Origin of the sequence: Nocardia rosealba (genome assembly GCF_020216065.1) — a bacterium.
Classification (GTDB): Bacteria; Actinomycetota; Actinomycetes; order Mycobacteriales; family Mycobacteriaceae; genus Nocardia; species Nocardia rosealba.
The window spans coordinates 479679-500972 of sequence record NZ_JAIWNA010000001.1 but is presented as its reverse complement, the minus strand read 5'-3'; the positions used below and the strand labels follow the sequence as shown (position 1 = coordinate 500972).

The 21294-nt window shown below is 70.4% G+C and carries 1 protein-coding gene (cut by both window edges); it reads right to left on the bottom strand.

Every position in this 21294-nt window falls within one protein-coding gene, locus LDL21_RS02155, for a non-ribosomal peptide synthase/polyketide synthase (protein ID WP_225278609.1), read on the bottom strand. The gene is 44196 nt long; 6159 of those nucleotides lie to the left of the window and 16743 to its right, leaving coding positions 16744-38037 in view, spanning codon 5582 (complete) through codon 12679 (complete); reading right to left, the first codon wholly in view occupies positions 21292 to 21294. The start codon and the stop codon both lie outside this window.

Here is a 21294-nt window from a genome sequence, read left to right as displayed (position 1 = left end):
GCGCAGGGCCAGGGTGTTGACGAACATACCGATCACGTCGTCGAGCTCGGCCTCGCCACGACCGGCGATCGGGGTGCCGATGACGATGTCCTCGGTGCCCGACAGGCGCGCCAGGAAGATCGCGAGCGCGGTGTGCACGACCATGAACAGCGTCGCGTTCTGCTCGCGGGCGATGGCGGTGAGCCCGGCGTGGACGTCACCGTCGATCGGGAACAGCACCCGGCCACCGGCGAAGGACTGCGTACTCGGACGCGGCCGATCCAGCGGCAGGTTCAGCTCGTCGGGCACACCGGCCAGGGCGCGCTTCCAGTACGCGGCCTGCTGGGAGAGCAGGCTGTTCTCGTCGGTTTCGGAGCCGAGCACCTCGCGCTGCCAGATGCTGAAGTCGGCGTACTGCACCGCCAGCGACGCCCAGCCCGGAGCCTCGCCTGCCGCGCGGGCGGCGTAGGCGATCATCACGTCGCGGGTCAGCGGGCCCATCGACCAGCCGTCGGCGCTGATGTGGTGGGCCACGAACACCAGGACGTACTCGGTGCTCGCGTCGGTACCGACCGGCGACACGACCCGCATCAGCTTGGCGCGCAACGGAACTTCGTCGATCACATCGAAGCCCGCGGTGATCAGTTCGGCGATCTTGTCCCGAACCTGGTCAGGGACAACATCTTCCGGCGTCAGATCGGGCACATTGCCCTCGACCGGCAGGATCACCTGGTGCGGTGTGCCGTTGGCCGACGGGTACACCGTGCGCAGGGTTTCGTGGCGGGCGAGCACGTCGGCGACAGCCAGCTGCAGTGCCTCGACATCCAGCGCGCCCGACAGGCGGACCGCGACCGGGATGTTGTTCACCGAGGAACTGGTGTCGAACTGGTTCAGGAACCACATGCGCTGCTGAGCCAACGACAGCGGCACCTGATCCGGTCGTGGTGCGGCGACCAGCGCGCGACGCCCACCGGCACCGGCACCCTGCTCGACCTTCACCGCGAGCCCGGCCACCGTCGACGCCTCGAACAGCAGGCGCACGGGCACCCGGCTGTCCAGGGCCGCGCCGAGGCGAGCCGCGACCTGGGTGGCCAGCAGCGAGTTGCCACCGAGAGCGAAGAAATCGTCGTCGGCGCCGACGCGCTCGACGCCGAGGACGTCGGCGAACACGCCCGCCACGATCTCCTCGATCGGGGTGGACGGTGCGCGGAACGCCTGTGCCTCGAACTCCGGCTCCGGCAGCGCCTTGCGGTCGAGCTTGCCGTTCACATTGAGCGGCAGGGCATCGAGCACGACGAACGCGGCGGGCACCATGTACGACGGCAGGCCGGCAGCCAGCGTCGACTTCACTTGCGCCACATCGATTTCCGTGGTGGCCGTCGTCGACGACCCGGCGCCACCGGTGGTCGCCGAGACGGAATCCACCGGCTGAACAGCGACCGAATCGGCCTCCCGGCTCGGCGTATTCGCCTGCGCGCCACCCTTTCCGACGAGGTAGGCGACGAGCCGGTCACCCGTACGCGGGTCGGACTTGGCGATGACTGCCGCCTGGCCGATCTCCGGCAGCGCGAGCAGCGCGGCCTCGATCTCGCCGAGCTCGATACGGAAGCCGCGGATCTTCACCTGGAAGTCGGTGCGGCCGCGGTAGTCGAGTTCGCCGTTGTGCCAGGCCACCAGGTCGCCGGTGCGGTACATGCGGGTGCCGGTACCGAACGGGTTGGCGACAAAGCGGTCGGCGGTGAGGTCGGCGCGGCCGAAGTAGCCGCGCGCCAGCTGGGCGCCCGCGAGGTACAGCTCGCCGGCGACACCGTCGGGCACCGGGCGCAGCCGCTCGTCGAGCACGTAGACCTGGCTGTTCCATTCGGGCGAACCGATGGACACCGAACCCTGGTCGGCCGCGTTCACCCGGTGCGCGGTGATCGAGACCGCGGCCTCGGTGGGGCCGTACAGGTTGAACAGCTCGGTGCGCGGGAACGCGGTGCGGAAGCGCTGGGCCAGCGAACCTGGCAGCGCCTCACCGATGGCGAGCACGCGCCACAGCGAATCCGGCATGCCGGCGGCGAGCAGCGCATCGAGCATCGACGGCACCACGTGCAGCGTGGTGACCCACTCGCGGATCATCAGCTCGTTGAGGTAGGCCGGGTCGCGATGCCCGTCGGGCGCGGCGATCACCAGGCGACCACCGCACACCGCCGCCGACCAGAACTCCCAGACCGAGAGGTCGAAGGTGGCCGCGGTCTTGAGCAGCACCGCGTCGGCGGCGTCCATGCCGAATTCGACCAGCTTCCACTGCAGCTGGTTGGCGATGGCGCCGTGCGGTACCGCGACACCCTTCGGGCGGCCGGTCGAACCGGACGTGAAGATCACGTACGCGGTATTCGACGGACGCAGCGGCTCGGTGCGCTCGTCATCGGAAACCGGTGCGGCACTGAGGCTGTCCAGGGCGAGTTCGTCGATGCGCACGACCGGTGCTGCATCGGTGCTGAACTCGTCGTTGGTGAGCACGCAGACCGGTGCCGCGGCGGTGAGGATGTAGTCGGTGCGCTCGGCCGCCTGATCGGGATCGACCGGCACGTACGCACCACCGGACTTGGCCACCGCGTACATCGCGACGATCAGATCCACCGAGCGGCGCATGGCGAGCGCCACGCGCGCCTCCGGGCCGACACCGAGCGAGATCAGGTGGCGGGCAAGGCGGTTCACCTTCGCGTCGAGTTCGGCGTAGGTGAGCTGGTTGCCGTCGTCGGTGACCAGGGCGGTCGCCTTCGGATCGGCGGCCACGGTCGCGTCGAGCAGCGAGACAAGGGTGGCCTCGGTGTCGACCGGGTTGGCCGTGTTGTTGCGGCCGTCGACCAGTTCGGCGCGCTCGGCCGGGGCGAGCAGTTCGATATCGCCGACGGCGGTACGCGGCGTGGCGACGATCGCCTCGAGCAGGCGCTCGAAGCGGCGCAGGAATCCCTCGACCGTGGCACGGTCGAACAGATCGGTCGCGTAGGTGAGCAGACCCGAAATGCCTTCGGGCTCACCGGTTTCGTCGTAGACGTCGCTGATGATGAGGTGCAGGTCGAACTGCGACAGGTTGCTGTCGATGTCCAGGCCCGCGACCGTGAGACCCGGCAGTTCAAGGGTGGCGCGGCTGAGGTTCTGGAACGACAGACCCACCTGGAACAGCGGGTGCCGCGCGGTGGAACGCACCGGGTTGAGCACCTCGACGAGCCGCTCGAACGGCACGTCGGCGTTGGCGAAGGCGGCGATGTCGTCTTCGCGCTGGCGGGCCAGCAGGTCGGTGAAGGCCTCACCGCTGTCGACCTTGGTGCGGAATACCAGGGTGTTGACGAACATGCCGATCATGTCGTCGAGCACGGCCTCGCCACGACCCGCCATCGGGGTACCGATGGCGATGTCGTCGGTGCCGGACAGGCGCGCGAGCAGCACCGCGAGGGCGGTGTGCACGACCATGAACAGGGTCGCGCCCTCCCCACGGGCCAGTTCGACGAGCGCGCGGTGGGTCTCGGCGCTGATCCGCACGTCGACCTTGCTGCCCGCGAAGCTCTGCACGGCGGGACGCGGCCGGTCGGCCGGCAGGTCGAGCTGGTCGGGCAGCTCGGCGAGGGCCTGCTTCCAGTAGGCCACCTGCTTGCTGGCCATCGAGTCCGGGTCGTCCTCGTTGCCGAGCAGCTCGCGCTGCCAGATGCTGTAGTCCGCGTACTGCACGGGCAGCGGCGACCAACCGGGTTCGGAGCCGGCGGCGCGGGCGGCGTAGGCCGTCATCAGGTCGCGGGTCAGCGGGGCGACCGAGGAACCGTCACCGGAGATGTGGTGCACGACCATGGCCAGCACGAAGTCGTCACTGTTCTCGACATGGAACAGGGCGACGCGCAGCGGCACCTCGACGGTGACGTCGAAGATGGTGCCGAGCAGTTCGCCGACCGCCGTCTCCACCTCGTCGGCGGCGACGGTGCGCTCGAGCAGTTCCGGCGCCGCCTGTGCGGGCGACAGGATGACCTGTGCCGCACCGGCTTCCGTCTGGGGGTAGACGGTACGCAGGATCTCGTGGCGGCTCACCAGGTCGAGGATCGCGGCGCGCAACGCGGCCACGTCGAGCTCGCCGGACAGGCGGACCGCGACGGGCACGTTGTAGGCCGCCGACTGGGTGTCGAAGCGGTTGAGGAACCACATGCGCTGCTGGGCGAGCGAGAGCGGGATGTGCTCCGGACGCGGACCGGCCTTCAGCGCCTTGCGGTCACCGGTTTCGGCGTGCTGCTCGATGCGGTGCGCCAGCGCGGACACGGTCGACGCCTCGAACAGCAGGCGCACGGGGATGCGGGTGTCGAGGGACTCGCCGAGGCGGGCGGCGACCTGCGTGGCCAGCAGCGAGTTACCGCCCCAGGCGAAGAAGTCGTCGTCGAGACCGAACCGCTTGTCGTCACCCAGGCGCAAGACCTCGGCGAAGGTGGCGGCCACGAGCTGTTCGCTCGGGCTCACCGGTGCGCGGAACACGGCCTTCTCGACCTCGGGCTCCGGCAGCGCCTTGCGGTCGAGCTTGCCGTTGGCGTTCAGTGGCAGGGCGTCGAGCTGCAGGAACACGGTCGGAACCATGTAGGACGGCAGCTCGGCGGCCAGCGCGTTACGCAGCGCGACCTTGTCGATCTCGCCCGCGTCGGCCACGACGTAGGCGACGAGGCGATCACCGACCACCGGATCGGTGTGGGCGAGCACGGCGGCCGCGGAGATGGTCGGCTGACGCAGCAGCGCTGCCTCGATCTCACCGAGTTCGATACGGAAGCCGCGGATCTTCACCTGGAAGTCGGTGCGGCCCCGGTAGTCGAGTTCGCCGTCGGCGTTCCATGCCACGAGGTCGCCGGTGCGGTACATGCGTTCGCCGGTGGTGGAGAACGGGTCGGCGACGAAGCGATCGGCGGTCAGGTCGGCGCGGCCGTAGTAGCCGCGGGCCAGCTGGGCACCGGCGAGGTACAGCTCACCGGAGACACCGACCGGAACCGGGCGCAGCCGCGAATCCAGCACGTAGACACGGCTGTTCCACTCCGGGCCGCCGATCGACACCGACACCTGGTCGGCATCGGTCACGGCGTGGCTGGTGATCGAGACCGCGGCCTCGGTGGGGCCGTACAGGTTGAACAGCGCGGCCGTGTTGGCGGTGCGGAAGCGCTGCGCGGTCGAGGCGGGCAGCGCCTCACCGATCGCGAGCACCCGGCGCAGCGTGCGCGGCAGGGCGGCACCGGACTCGGTGAGCAACGCGTCGAGCATCGACGGCACCACGTGCAGCGTGGTGACACCGGTGGACCGCATCAGGTCGTTGAGGTAGGCCGGGTCGCGGTGGCCGTCGGCGGTGGCGACCACCAGGCGGGCACCGGCGACGGCGGCGGTCCAGAACTCCCAGACCGACAGGTCGAAGGTGGCCGCGGTCTTGAGCAGCACCGCGTCGTCGGCACCGATCCCGAATTCAGCCGTCTCCCATAGCAACTGGTTGACGATCGCGCCGTGCGGGACCGCGACACCCTTGGGCTTACCGGTGGAACCGGAGGTGAAGATGATGTACGCGGTGTTGGCGGGCACGAGTGAACGCCCGGTGATCGCCTCGGCGCTCACCGCGCTCAGGTCCAGGTCGTCCAGGACGACCACTTCGGCTGCCGCCGTGCCGAATTCGGCGTTCGCCGTGGTCAGTACGACAGCCGGGGCGGCGGTTTCCAGGATGTAGTCGGTGCGCTCGGCGGGCTGATCGGGGTCGATCGGCACGTAGGCCGCGCCCGTGCGGGCCACCGCGTACATCGCGACGATCAGCTCGGCGGAGCGTCGGATGGCCAGGGCAACCCGGTCCTCGGCGCCGATCCCGCGCTCGATCAGGTACCGCGCGAGGCGGTTGACCTCGGCATCGAGTTCGGCGTAGGTGAACTCGCGACGACCGGAGACGATTCGGCCGGAAGCGACAGCGGCGCGTGTGTCTGCGTCGTCGGATTCCGGCTCGTCGACGACCAGCGCGATCGCGTCCGGGGTCGCCGCCACAGTCGCGTCGAGCAGCGAAACCAGGGTGGCGTCGGTGTCGACCGGGTGCGCGGTGTCGTTCCACGCGGTGACGATCCGCTCGGCCTCCGGCTCGGCGAGCAGGTCGATGTCACCGACCGGGATGCTCGCGTCGGCGGTGACGGCGTCGAGCACCCGCACGAAGCGGTCGGCGAAGCTCTGCACCGTCGACTCGTCGAACAGGTCGATGGCGTAACCGAATTCGGTGACCAGCTGGGCCGGTGCGCCGTCGTCGGTGTAGCGGTCGTACAGGGTGACGTGCAGATCGGTCTTGGCCAGCTGCGAGTCGTAGTCGACCGGGCTCACCGTGAGACCGGGGAGTTCGAAGGTGGTCTCGGCCAGGTTCTGGAACGACAGACCGATCTGGAACAGCGGGTTGCGTGCGGTGGAGCGCACCGGGTTGAGCACCTCGACGAGCCGCTCGAACGGCACGTCGGCATTGGCGAAGGCTTCCAGGTCGCGTTCGCGCACGTCGGCGAGCAGCTCGGCGAAGGAGGCGCCGGAGTCGACGGCGGTGCGGAACACCAGGGTGTTGACGAACATGCCGATCAGGTCGTCGAGTTCGCGCTCGCCACGACCCGCGATGGGGGTGCCGACGGCGATGTCGTCGGTGCCCGACAGGCGCGCGAGCAGCACCGCGAGCGCGGCGTGCACGACCATGAACAGCGAGGCGTTGTTGGCGCGGGCCAGGTTGTGCAGGGCGGCGTGCCGGTCGGGGTCGATCTCGAACCGGATCGCCTTGCCCTGGAACGACTGCGCGGGCGGGCGCGGGCGGTCGGCGGGCAGTTCGAGCTGGTCGGGCAGGCCTGCCAGCGCCTCGGTCCAGTACGCGACCTGCTTGGCGGCCAGCGATTCCGGGTCGGATTCGTCGCCGAGCACTTCGCGCTGCCACAGCGCGTAGTCGGCGTACTGCACCGGCAGCGGCGCCCACTGCGGCGCCTCACCCTGCGCGCGGGCCACGTAGGCGGCCATGATGTCGCGCGCCAGCGGGCCCATGGAGGAACCGTCGGCGGACACGTGGTGCACGGTGAACGCGAGCACGTAGTCGGTTTCGCTCAGTTCGAACAGCGCGACCGCGAGCGGCACCTCGCGGGTGACGTCGAAGGTGGTCATCGCGAATTCGACGACCGCGTCGAGCAATTCGTCCTCGTCGACCTCGATGTGGTGCACCTGCGCGCTGATCTGCGAGTTCGGCAGGATCACCTGGCGTGGGCCGTCGGGCGAGGCCGGGTAGACGGTGCGCAGCATCTCGTGGCGGGCGAACACGTCGCCGATGGCCTGCTCGAGCGCGGGCACGTCGAGGTCACCGGTGAGGCGGACGGCGAGGGGGATGTTGTCCACCGCGGAGGTGGAGGTGTCGAACTGGTTGAGGAACCAGTAGCGCTGCTGGGCAGGCGAGAGCGGGATGATCTCGGGCCGCTCCCCCGCCTTCAGGCGCGGGCGGGCGCGGCCGGAACCGGCGTTGTGCTCGGCACGGGCGGCCAGCGCCGACACGGTCGAGGCCTCGAACAGGTCGCGGACCGCGAGCTGGGTGTCCAGGGCGGCGCCGATGCGGGCGGTGACCTGGGTGGCCAGCAGCGAGTTGCCGCCGAGTTCGAAGAAGTCGTCGTCGGCACCCACGCGGGCCACGCCGAGCACGTCGCCGAAGGTGCCCGCCACGATCTCCTCGATCGGGGTGGACGGCGCACGGAACACCTTGGTCTCGAACACCGGCGCGGGCAGCGCCTTGCGGTCGAGCTTGCCGGAGGCGTTGAGCGGGAAGGCGTCCAGGATCACGAACGCGGTGGGCACCATGTACGCGGGCAGGGCGCTGCCGAGTTCGGCGCGCACCGCGTCGATGTCGACGGTCGAACCGGCCGACGGGATCAGGTAGCCGACGAGCTGGTCGCCGAGGCGTTCGTCGCCACGGACCACGACCACCGACTGGGCGATCGAGGGCAGTGCGGTGAGCGCGGATTCGATCTCGCCGAGCTCGATGCGCAGACCGCGCAGCTTCACCTGGAAGTCGGTGCGGCCCAGGTACTCCAGCTCGCCCTGCTCGGTCCAGGCGACGAGGTCACCGGTGCGGTACATGCGCGCGCCGTCGATGCCGAACGGGTCGGCGACGAAGCGGTCGGCGGTGAGATCCGGGCGGTTCACGTAGCCGCGGGCCAGCTGCACACCGGCCAGATACAGTTCACCCGCGACACCGACCGGGACCGGGTGCAGGCGCGAATCCAGCACGTACACCTCGGTGTTGAACACCGGTGCGCCGATCGGCACCGAGGTGGCGTCGGCGTCGGTGACCTCGTGGAAGGTGACGTCGACGGCGGCCTCGGTCGGGCCGTACAGGTTGTGTACGGCCGCACCGGAGAGGGCGCGCATCCGCTGGGCGGTCGGCGCGGGCAGCGCCTCACCGGAGGCGAAGACCAGGCGCAGGCTGTCGGCGCGGCCGTCGTCCTCGGCCAGTTCGGCCACGAACACCGACATCATCGACGGCACGAAGTGCGCGGTGGTGACGCTCTCGGCGGCGATGAGTTCGGCCAGGTAGGCCGGATCGCGGTGGCCGTCGGGCTTGGCGACGACCAGTCGAGCACCGATCTGCAAGGGCCAGAAGAACTCCCACACCGACACATCGAACGTGGCGGGCGTCTTCTGCAGCACCACGTCGTCGGCGGTCAGGCCGTACTGCGCCTGCATCCACACCAGACGGTTCACGATCGCGCCGTGGCTCACGGCAACACCCTTCGGGCGGCCGGTCGAACCCGACGTGAAGATCACGTACGCGGTGTTCGACGGACGCAGCGGGGCGATCCGCTCGGCATCGGTGACCGGCGCATCCGAGTAGTCCGACAGGTCGAGGCTGTCGATGTGCAGCGCGGTGGTCGAGCCCGCGTCGAATTCGTCACGGGCCGTGGTCAATACGCACACCGGCGCGGCGGTCTCGAGCACGTAGTGAGTGCGCTCGGCCGGGTGGTCGGGGTCCAGCGGCACATAGGCGCCACCGGCCACGCTCACCGCGTACATGCCGATCACCAGGTCGAGCGAGCGGCGCATGCCGAGCGCGACCATGGTGTCCGGGCCGACGCCCTGGGCGATCAGATGCCGGGCCAGGCGGTTCACCTGGGCGGTGAACCCGGCGTAGGACAGAGTTGTCCCCTCGAACGTGAGGGCAGGCGCGTTCGCACTGGTCGCGGTCTGTGCCTGGAACATCGACACCAGGGTCGCGTCCTGGTCGACCGGGTGCGCGGTGGCATTCCAGCCGGCCACGACCTGGCGGTATTCGACCGGAGCCAGCAGCTCGACGTCGCCGATCGCGCGGGTCGGTTCCGCGACCACCGACGACAGCATCCGCACCAGGCGCTTGGCCAGGCCCGCGATGGTGTCGGCATCGAACATGTCTGTCGCGTAGGCGAACTCGGCGGTCATGCCGTCGGCGGAACCGTCGGCGCGGTAGCGATCGGTCAGGTTCAGGTGCAGATCGAACTTGGCCGTCACCACGTCCAGCGGCACGCCCGCGACCTCGAGGCCGGGCAGTTCGAACGACGCCTCGCCGGTGTTCTGGAACGACAGCATCACCTGGAACAGCGGGTGACGCGCCTGCGAACGGGTCGGGTTGAGGATTTCGACGAGCCGCTCGAACGGCAGGTCGGCGTGGCCGAACGCGGCCAGGTCGTTCTCCCGCGTGGCGGCGAGCAGCTCGGCGAACGACTGCGCCGGGTCGACCGTGCTGCGCAGCACCAGGGTGTTGACGAACATGCCGATGGCGTCGTCGAGCACCGCTTCACCACGGCCCGCGACGGCGGTGCCGATGGCGATGTCGTCGCTGTTGGACAGGCGCGCGAGCAGGGCGGCGAACGCGGCGTGCACCACCATGAACAGGCTGGCGCCGTGTTCACGGGCCAGCGCGTTGAGGCTGTGCGTCAGCGCCGGGTCGATCGAGAACTCGTGCACCCCACCGCGGTTGGAGGCCACGGCCGGGCGCGGGCGGTCGCTCGGCAGATCCAGCTGGTCGGGCAGCCCGGCCAGCGTCGTGGACCAGTAGGCCACCTGCTGGGCGATCATCGACGACGGATCCGACTCGGAGCCGAGGGTTTCGCGCTGCCACAGCGCGAAGTCGGCGTACTGCACGGGCAGCGGCGCCCAGCCCGGTGCCTCGCCGCGCGAGCGGGCGGCGTAGGCGATCATCACGTCGCGGGCCAGCGGACGCACCGACCAGCCGTCGCCGGAGATGTGGTGCACCACGAAGACGAGCACGTGGGTGTCGGGGTGCGAGCCGTCCATGGAACCGGCCACGCGCAGCAGTTCGGCGCGCACCGGGACCTGCGCGGTCACGTCGAAACCGGCGAGCACGAGTTCGCTGATGCGATCGCGGATCTCGTCCTCACCGATCGTGACCGGGTCGATCGTGATCGGCACCTGGGCCGCGGGCAGCACGACCTGCACACCCTGGCCGTCGGCGGTTTCCGGGTAGACGGTGCGCAGCACTTCGTGCCGCTCCACCACGTCGGCCACGGCCTGGCGCAGTGCGTCCACGTCGAGGTCACCGGTCAGGCGGACAGCGAGCGGGATGTTGTTGACACCGGTGGCGCTGTCGAACCGGTTGAGGAACCACATGCGCTGCTGGGCGAGCGAGAGCGGCACCTGTTCCGGGCGCGGCCCGGCGACGAGCTCGCGGCGGCTGCCGCTGCCCGCGTGGGTCTCCACCTTGGCGGCCAGCGCCGACACCGACGGCGCCTCGAACAGCACCCGCACCGGAACCCGGGTGTCGAGTGCGGCGCCGAGGCGGGCGACGATCTGGGTGGCGATGAGCGAGTTGCCGCCGAGGTCGAAGAAGTCGTCGTCGCGGCCGACCGGCTGGTCCTCGGACAGGCCGAGCACCTCGGCGAAGGTGGCGGCGACGATCTCCTCGATCGGGGTGCTCGGCGCGCGGAACTCACGGGCCTCGAACACCGGATCGGGCAGGGCGCGGCGGTCGAGCTTGCCGTTGGCGCTCAGCGGCATCTCGTCGAGCACGACGAACGCGGCCGGAACCATGTACGACGGCAGTTGCGCACCGAGATGCGCACGCAGCGTTTCGGTTTCGACGGTCGCACCCGCCGAGGGCACCACGTAGCCGACCAGCTGATCGCCGGTGCGGGCATCCGAACGCACGATCACCACGGCCTGGCCGACGGTGTCGTGCGCGGTGAGCGCGGCCTCGATCTCGCCGAGCTCGATGCGCAGACCGCGCAGCTTCACCTGGAAGTCGGTGCGGCCGAGGTAGGTGATCACACCGTGCTCGTCGCGGCGCACCAGGTCGCCGGTGCGGTACATGCGGGCGCCGTCGTCGCCGAACGGGTCGGCGACGAAGCGGTCGGCGGTGAGATCGGGGCGGCCGAAGTAGCCGCGCGCCAACTGGTCACCCGCCAGGTACAGCTCGCCCGCGACACCGGCGGGGACCGGGTGCAGGCGGGCGTCGAGCACGTAGGCCTCGGCGTTCCAGACCGGCGCGCCGATCGGGACGGCGCCGTCGACCTGATCGGCGACCGGGCCGTGCGTGGCGTGCACGGTGAACTCGGTGGGGCCGTACAGGTTGAACAGCTGCGCGTCGCTCACCCGCCGCAGCGCGGCGACGGCGTCGCCGGTGAAGGCCTCACCGGCGATCAGCAGGGCGCGCAGTGAGGACAGAGCTCCGCTCTCCACCGCAGCCGCGTCGATGCTGCCGGCGAAAACGGTGAGCATCGACGGGACGAACGAGGTCATGGTGACCCGTTGTACCGCAATGACATCGGCGAGGTACTGCGGGTCGCGGTGCCCGTCGGGGCTCGCGACGACGAGCCGGCCGCCGGTGCTCAGCGGACCGAACAGCTCCCACACCGACACGTCGAAGGTGGCGGGGGTCTTGAACAGCACCACGTCGTCGGCGCCGATGCCGTATTCACCGGTGATCCAGCGGATCTGGTTCACCACGGCCGAGTGCGGCACGGCCACACCCTTCGGGCGACCGGTCGAGCCGGAGGTGAAGATGACGTAGGCCGGGTGCTGCGGGTGCAGCGGGGCGGTGCGGTCGGCATCGGTGACCGGGGCATCCGGGTAGGCCGACAGGTCGACCGCGTCGATGACCAGTGTGGTCGGCTCGTCGAGGGCGAAACCGTCCCGGGTCGTGGTCAGCACGACCACCGGGTTCGCCGTTTCGAGCACGTAGGCGATGCGGTCGGCGGGCTGGTCGAGGTCGAGCGGGACGTAACCGCCGCCGGCTTCCTGCACCGCGTACGCCGCGATCACCAGGTCGATGCTGCGGCGCAGGCCGAGGGCGACCAGCCGTTCCGGGCCGACACCGGCCTCGATCAGGCGGTGCGCCAAACGGTGTACGCGCGCGGCGAATTCGGCGTAGGTGAGGGTTTCGCCGGTGGCCGGGTCGATGAGGGCGACCGCGTTCGGGGTCGCCGTGGCCTGGCGGGCGAACTCGTCGACGAGGGTACCCGCGCCGGGCAGCTCGCGGGCGGTGTCGTTCCAGCCACGAACGGCCAGTTGCACCTCGGCCGCGTTCAGCAGCGGGATATCGCCCACGGCACGGTTCGGGGTGGCGGCGATGGCGTTGAGCAGGCGGGTGAAGCGGGCACCGAAGCTGCTCATGGTCGACGCGTCGAACAGGTCGGTCGCGTAGATCAGCTCGGCGACCATTCCGGCGGTGTCACCGGGCTTCTCGGTGAGCACCACCTGCAGGTCGAACTTGGCGACATCGATCGGCAGCTCCACACCGCTCGCGGTGAGGCCGGGCAGTTCCAGGCTGGTCTGGCCGGTGTTCTGGAAGGCCAGCATCACCTGGAACAGCGGGTGACGCGCCTGCGAACGGGCGGGGTTGATGATCTCGACCAGCCGCTCGAACGGCAGATCGGCGTGGCCGAACGACGCGATGTCGCTCGTGCGGACCTGGGCGAGCAGCTCGCTGAAGCTGGCCGCGCCGTCGACCTCGGTGCGCAGCACGAGGGTGTTGACGAACATGCCGATCAGGTCGTCGAGCGCGCGTTCGCCACGGCCCGCGATGGGCGTACCGATGGCGATGTCGGACTCACCGGACAGTCGCGAGAGCAGCAGGGCCAGGGCCGCGTGCGTGACCATGAACAGGGTCGCGCCACGGGTGCGGGCCAGCTCGGCGAGCGCCGCGTGGGTGCGGGCGTCGATCTCGAAGGTGTGGGTGGCGCCGCGACCGCTGGCGACGGCCGGACGCGGCCGGTCGGCGGGCAGGTCGAGCTGCTCGGGCAGACCGCGCAGGTGCTCGCTCCAGAAGGCGATCTGACTCGCGATCACCGATCGGGCGTCGTCCTCGTCGCCGAGCACGGCACGCTGCCAGAGGGCGAAGTCGGCGTACTGGACCTCGAGGGGGCGCCAGGCCGGTTCGGCGCCTTCCACGCGGGCGCTGTAGGCGGTCATCACGTCGCGGGTGAGCGGGCCCATGGAGAAGCCGTCGGCCGAGATGTGGTGCACGACAAGGGCGAGCACGTGTTCGGTGGGGCTCACCTCGAACAGGGCGGCCCGGAACGGCACCTCGGCGGTGACGTCGAACGCAGTGAGCACGAGCTGCGAAAGACGCTGCGGCAGTTCGGCTTCGGTGGTCTCGATCGGGGCGAGGTCGGGGATGACCTTGCCGGTCGCCACGATCACCTGGTGGGCGGCGCCGTCGGCCTCCGGGTAGTAGGTGCGCAGCGACTCGTGGCGGGCGAGCACGTCGGCGACGGCCACCTGCAGTGCCTGGCGGTCGAGCAGGCCGGACAGGCGAACGGCGGCGGGGATGTTGTCGACGGCCGACTCGGGGTCGAAGCGGTTGAGGAACCACATGCGCTGCTGGGCCAGCGACAGCGGCACCCGCGCGGGGCGCTGCTGCGGGACAAGCGGGGCGCGCCGCTCGTCACCGGAATGCGTCTCGGCCCGCGCGGCCAGCGCGGCGACCGTGGACGCCTCGAACAGTTCGCGCACGCCGATATCGGATTCCAGGGCGGCCGAGAGCCGGGCCGCGACCTGGGTGGCGGTCAGCGAGTTGCCGCCGAGAGCGAAGAAGTCGTCGTCGAGGCCGACCCGGTCCAGGCCGAGCACATCGGCGAAGGTGGCGGCGACGATCTCCTCGACCGGCGTGGTCGGCGCGCGGAACACCGCGGCCTCGAACACCGGGGCCGGCAGGGCCTTGCGGTCGAGCTTGCCGGAGGCGTTGAGCGGGAACTCGTCGAGGACGATGATCACCGACGGCACCATGTAGGCGGGCAGGTTGTTGCCCAGTTCCTCGCGCGCGTCCTCGATGTCGACGGTGCGGCCGACGGCGGGGATCACGTAGGCCACCAGCTGGTCGCCGGTGTGCTGGTCGCTGCGGACCACCACCACCGACTGGGCGACCTCGTCGAGGCCGGTGAGCGCGGACTCGATCTCGCCGAGCTCGATGCGCAGACCGCGCAGCTTCACCTGGAAGTCGGTGCGGCCCAGGTACTCCAGCTCGCCCTGCTCGGTCCAGGCGACGAGGTCACCGGTGCGGTACATGCGCGCGCCGTCGGTGCCGAACGGGTCGGCGACGAAGCGGTCCGCGGTGAGATCCGGGCGGGCGACATAGCCGCGCGCCAGCTGGGTGCCCGCGAGGTAGAGCTCACCCGCGACACCGACCGGGACGGGCCGCAGGCGCGCGTCGAGGACGTAGACCTGGGTGTTGAACACCGGGGCACCGATCGGCACGGTGTCGATGTCGGTGTCGACGACCTCGTGGAAGGTGACGTCGACCGCGGCCTCGGTGGGGCCGTACAGGTTGTGCAGTGCCGCACCGGTGAGTTCGCGCAGGCGGTGGGCGGGCTTGGGCGGCAGCGCCTCACCGGAGGCGAACACCATGCGCAGCGAATCACACTGCGCGGCAGCGGCATCCGCGACGAACACCGCGAGCATCGACGGCACGAAGTGGGTGACGGTGACACCCTCGGCCGCGATGATCTCGGCCAGGTAGGCCGGATCACGATGACCGTCGGGCTTGGCGACGACCAGCCGCGCCCCGATCTGCAAGGGCCAGAAGAACTCCCACACCGACACGTCGAACGTGGCAGGCGTCTTCTGCAGCACCACATCGTCGGAGGTCAGGCCGTACTGCGCCTGCATCCACACGAGGCGGTTGACGATCGCGCCATGGCTGACCGCCACACCCTTCGGGCGGCCCGTCGAACCCGACGTAAAGATCACGTACGCGGTGTTCGACGGACGCAGCGGGGAGGTGCGTTCGGCGTCGGCGAGGCGGGTGTCGGCGTAACCCGACAGGTCGAGCAGGTCGATCCGGACCTGCGCGGTGTCGATCTCCAGATCGGTGCCCGAGGTGAGCACACACACCGGATCCGCCGTCGCGAGAATGTATTCCGTGCGCTCGGCCGGATGATCGGGGTCCAGCGGCACATAGGCGCCACCGGCCACGCTCACCGCGTACATGCCGACGACCAGGTCGAGCGAGCGGCGCATGCCAAGGGCCACATAGGTTTCCGGGCCGACACCACGGTCCACGAGCCACCGGGCCAGGCGATACACCTGGGCCGCGAACTCGGCGTAGGACAGACTCGTCCCCTCGAAGGTGAGGGCGGTGGCCTGCGGGGTGCGGGCCAGCTGCGCCTCGAACATCGACACGAGGGTGGCGCGCTGATCCACCTCGTGCGCGGTGGCGTTCCACTCGCGCACGACGAGTGCGCGTTCGGCGGCGTCGAGCAGTTCGATATCGCCCACGGCCACCGTCGGTTCGGCGGTGATCGCGGTGAGCACCCGGATCAGGCGCTCGGCGATGCGGTGCACGGTGGCGGCGTCGAACAGGTCGCTCAGATAGCCGGCGCGGATGCGCAGCTGGGTGTCGAGCTGAGCGATGAGCGAGAGCGGGTAGTGGGTGGCGTCGGCGGCATCCAGACCGGTGACGGCCATGCCGTCGATGTCGGCGGCCTGGGCCTTGATGCCCTCGGCGTCGACCGGGTAGGACTCGAAGACCACCAGCGAGTCGAACAGGCCACCGATCCCGGCGGCCGACTGGATCTCGGCCAGGCCGATGTAATGGTGGTCGAGCAGGTCGGCCTGCTCGCCCTGGGTGCGGGTCAGCACCTCGCGCACCGATTCGGCCGCGTCGAAACGGACGCGCACCGGCACGGTGTTGATGAACAGACCGACCATCGACTCCACGCCCGACAGCTGCGCGGGACGACCGGAGACGGTGGTGCCGAACAGCACGTCGTCGCGACCGGTCATCCGGCCGAGCACGATCGACCAGGCCACCTGCAGCACCGTGTTCGGGGTGACGCCGAGGTCGGCGGCCAGCGCGACCAGGCGGCCGGTGGTGATCTCGTCCAGGTCGAACAGGTACTCGTCCGACAGGGCGGTGATCTCGCGGCTCGCGTCCGGGCGGGCGAGCAGCGTGGGCTCGGTGACCCCGCGCAGCGCGTCGGACCAGACGGCAACGGAGGCCGAATGATCCTGCTGGGAAACCCATTCCAGGAAGTGGCGGTAGGAGCGGACGGCGGGCAGCGCGCTCGCGTCGCCGTGCAGGGCGTAGAGCGCGAGCAGGTCGCGCATCACCAGCGGCATCGACCAGCCGTCGAGCAGGATGTGGTGGTTGGCCACCACGAAACGCCATTCGTGCTCACCCACCTGGATCAGGGTGAAGCGGATGAGCGGCGGCTCGGCCAGGTCGAAGCGGGCGTTGCGGTCGGCCTCGACGAGGTCGGCGAACTCGCCGGTTTCGGTGCGGTCGTGTTCGGCCCAGGCCACGCGGGCGTTGTCGAGGACGATCTGCACGGCGTTGCCGTCGTGATCGGTGACGAACGCGGTGCGCAGGGTCTCGTGCCGGTCGAGCAGGGCCTGGGCGGCGGCGCGCAGACGGGTGGCGTCGACATGACCGGTGAGCGTCAGGACCGCCTGGGCGGTGTAGACGTCCACCGAGCTCGCGGCGAGGCGGGCGTGGAAGAACAGACCGGCCTGCAGCGCGGCCAGCGGCCACACCTGGGTCAGCTCCGGGTAGCGCCGCTCCCAGACGTCGATATCGCGCTGGGTGGCGCGCACGAGCGCGAAGTCGGACGGCGTGTGGCCGCCCGCACCGGCGGAATTGGCATGCCGGGCAACGGCTTCCAGCGCGGCGACCCACAGGTCGGCGAATTCGCGGACCTCGGCCTCGCCGAGCAGGGTGCTCGGGTAACCGATATTGGCGCTGAGCTTGTCGCCGACGACGATCGCGTTGACATCCAGCGGTGCCATCGCGGGCATGTCGGCGTCGTAGGCCCCTCCCAGGGAGGCCAGCTCCGAGGCCGGGATCCAGCCGAAACCACGCAGCGCGTCGGGGACGTCGCTGTCGGCGACCCGGCCGAGGTAGTTGAAGCTGATCTGGCCGGGCAGCTCGGTGGGCAGTTCGGCGGCGGTGTCGGCGTTCATGTACCGCAGCAGGCCGTACCCGATGCCCTTGTCGGGCACCGAGAGCAGCTGTTCCTTGACCGCCTTCACGGCCTGGCCGATCGCCGGACCACCGGCCAGGGCGGCGTCGAGATCGATGCCGGTGAGGTCGAGGCGCACCGGGAAGATCGCGGTGAACCAGCCGACCGTGCGGGACAGGTCGGCACCGGGCGCGACCTCTTCCTCGCGACCATGTCCTTCCAGGCGCACCAGCAGGGCGTCGTTCGAATCGTCGGACTTGCCGGGGACGCGACGGGTGCGCCACTTGGCGGCGGCCAGGGCGAGCGCGGTGAGCAGACCGTCGTTCACGCCACCGTGGAACAGGGCGGGCACGGTGGTGAGCAGGGCCTTGGTGACGTCGGCGGACACCTCGACCGGCAGCTTCTCGATCACACCGGACACGTCGACGGCCGGGTTCATCGGCCGCTCGGTGAGCAGCGGATCGGGCGTCGCCACGACCTCACGCCAGAAGTCGAGCTCGGCGAGGCGGTCGGGGTTGCGCGCCTCGTCGGCCAGAGCGTGCGCCCAAGCGCGCATGGACGTGGCGGGTGCGACCAACTCCGGCTGCTGGCCCGAGGACAGCTGACCCCAGGCGGAGACGAAGTCGGGCACCAGGATTCGCCACGACACACCGTCGACGACGAGGTGGTGGGCCACCACGATCAGTCGGCCGGCCCGGCGCGCGGACTTGTTCTCGGTATCGGCGGACGAGGTCGCGCCACCAGCCGACGCGGTGCCGGGCAGCGAGATGGTCGGGGTTGCCGGCTCGGTGGGCTCCAGCCACACGAAGCGCACGACGACTCCGGCGGCGGGATCGAGCCGGTCCAGGCTCGAATCGAGTGCGGCCGAGGCGATCTCGAACAGCTCGGCGTCGGAGATGTTCGCGTCGAAGGTGCTGTGATCGATCAGGGTGTCCGCATCGACGGTTCCCGTGGGCGCCGTGGTGACGACCCAGCGGCCGTCGACCTGGTGCAGACGCGAGCGCAGCATGTCGTGGCGGTCGACGACCGCGCCGACGGTGGCCGCGATCCCCGCCCGGTCGATGCCGACGGGCAGCTCGAGGGCCATGGTCTGGTTGAACCGGTCGAACGAACCCGACCGCTCGGCCATGAACCGAACCACCGGGGTCAACGGCATCTCACCGACGCCGCCACCGGGCAGTTCGGCCAGGGTCACCGCGGAAGCCGCTGCGACATCGGCGGTTTCGGCCACCGAGGCCAGGCCCGCGACGGTGCGCTGCTCGAACACGTGGCGCGGGGTGAACAGCACGCCGCGGGCCTTGGCCCGGGAGACGAGCTGGATGGAGACGATCGAGTCACCGCCGAGGGCGAAGAACGAGTCGTCGACACCGACGCGCTCCACGCCGAGGACCTCGGCGAACACCTCGGCGATGGTCTGCTCGATCGGGGTGCGCGCGGCCCGGAAGGAGACCTCGGTGGCGAACACCGGCTCCGGCAGCGCCTTGCGATCGAGCTTGCCGACCGGGGTGAGCGGCACCCGGTCGATCACCATGATCGACGACGGAACCATGTAGGCGGGCAGGCGTTCCTCGACGTGCGCGGTGAGGGCGGCCACGTCGATCGAACGGCCCGGCGCGGCAACGACATACGACACCAGCGAGACGGCGCCCGCGGTGCTCTTGTGGCCGAGGGTGACGGCGAAGTCGACCGTGTCGTGCGAGGCGAGTGCGGAGTCGATCTCACCCAGTTCGATACGGAAGCCGCGGATCTTCACCTGGAAGTCGGAGCGGCCGACGTACTCGACGGTGCGTTCCGACGTCCAGCGCACGACGTCACCGGTGCGGTACATCCGCTCCCCCGGCACGAACGGGTCGGCGACGAACCGGTCGGCGGTCAGGCCGGGGCGGGCGTGATAGCCGCGCGCCAGCTGGATGCCCGACAGGTACAGCTCACCCGCGACACCCACCGGAACGGGCTGGAGCTGGGCGTCCAGGATCAGCGAGCGCATGCCGCGCGTGGGGCCACCGATGGTGACCAGCTCGCCCGGCACCAGCGCATCGCTGATGTTCGTCATGATCGTGGTCTCGGTCGGACCGTAGCCGTTGTGGAAGGCGCGGATTGTGCCGTCCGCCAACGGAACCGCCCACTTCGACACCAGATCGGCGGGCACCGCCTCACCACCGGCGACCAGCACCCGCAGCGAATCCAGGCCGCTCGGGTCGAAGGTCGCCAGGGCGGCGGGGGTGATGAAGGCGTGGGTGACCCGCTCGGCGCGGATCAGTTCGGACAGTTCGTCGCCGCCGTACACACCCGGCGGGACGACCACCAGCGCACCACCGCGCGCCAGGGCGAGCAGCAGCTCCAGGATCGACGCGTCGAACGAGGGCGACGCGAAATGTAGTGCCCGCGTGGACGAGTCGAGCTGGTAGCGCTGCGCCTGCTCCTCGCCGAAGTTGGCGAGACCCGCATGGGTGACCACGACGCCCTTGGGCACACCGGTGGAACCGGAGGTGTAGATGACGTAAGCGGGCTGCTCGGGCGTGGTCGCCCGGACCAACTCGTCGTCGGCGATCGGGCCGCCGTCGAAGCGATCGAGGTCGAGCTCGTCGAGCACGAGCCAGCCGGCCGCCGACTTCCCGTCGGCAGCGGTGCCCGCGGTGGCGGCGCCACCGGCCTGTGCGGCCGAAGTGAGAGCGGAGGTGATGTCGGGGAGCCCGCCGAGCACCGACGCGACGGTGATGCCGAGCGGCGAACCCGAGTCGGTGATCATATGGGCGATGCGGTCGGCGGGATAGGTCGGGTCGACCGGGACGAAGGCGGCGCCGGTCTTGGCGACGGCCCAGGCGGCGAGCACCGAGTCGGCCGAGCGCGGGACACCGATGGCGACGAGGTCCTCGGCACCGATGCCCTGCTCGATCAGCAAGCGCGCCAAGCGGTTCGAACGTTCGTCGAGTTCGGCGTAGGACAGAGTCGTCCCCTTGAACACGACGGCATCGCCGGTCGGGTTCGCCGCGGCGGCGTCGGCGAGGAGGCTGCGCAGGGTGCGGGCGGGCACCGGCGGTGCGCCGACCCGGAACACCAGGTCGGCCCGTTCGGCGGCGTCGAGCACGTCGATCGCGCCGATGGTCACCGAGGCGTCGGCGGCCACGGCCTCGAGCACGCGTTCCCAGCGGGTCGCGATGGTGTCGACCGTCGCCTCGTCGAACAGTTCGGTGGCGTAGTTCAGTGCCAGCGCCATCCCGCCGTGGCCGGGTTCGCCCAGCTCGGACAGGGTGAACTGGAGGTCGAAGCGGGCGACGCTCTCGTCGAGGTCGAGCGCCGACACGGCGAGACCGGGCAGTTCCAGGGTGGTGCGGTCCAGGTTCTGGAAGGCCAGCATCACCTGGAACAGCGGGTTGCGGGCCTGCGACCGCTCGGGTGCGAGCAGTTCGACCAGGCGCTCGAACGGCACGTCGGCATTGCCGTAGGCGTCGAGGTCGGTCTTGCGGGCCTGCTCGAGCAGGTCGGTGAACGACTCGCCCGGACGCACACCGGTGCGCAGCACCAGGGTGTTGACGAACATGCCGACGAGGTCGTCGAGGGCCTGCTCACCACGGCCCGCGATGGGGGTGCCGATGGCGATGTCGTCGGAGCCGGACAGCCGGGCCAGCAGCACCGCGAGCGCGGTGTGCATGACCATGAACAGCGAGGCACCCTGACGGCGGGCCACCTCGTCGAGGCGGGCGATCAGCTCGGGCGGGAGCTCGCGGTGCACCGACGCGCCACGCAGCGAGGCGATGGCCGGACGCGGGCGGTCGAAAGGCAGGGTGAGTTCGTCGGGGACACCGGCGAGCTGACGCTGCCAGTAGGCCACCTGACGCGCCATCAGCGAATCGGCGTCGTCCTCGGCGCCGAGCACCGCGCGCTGCCAAAC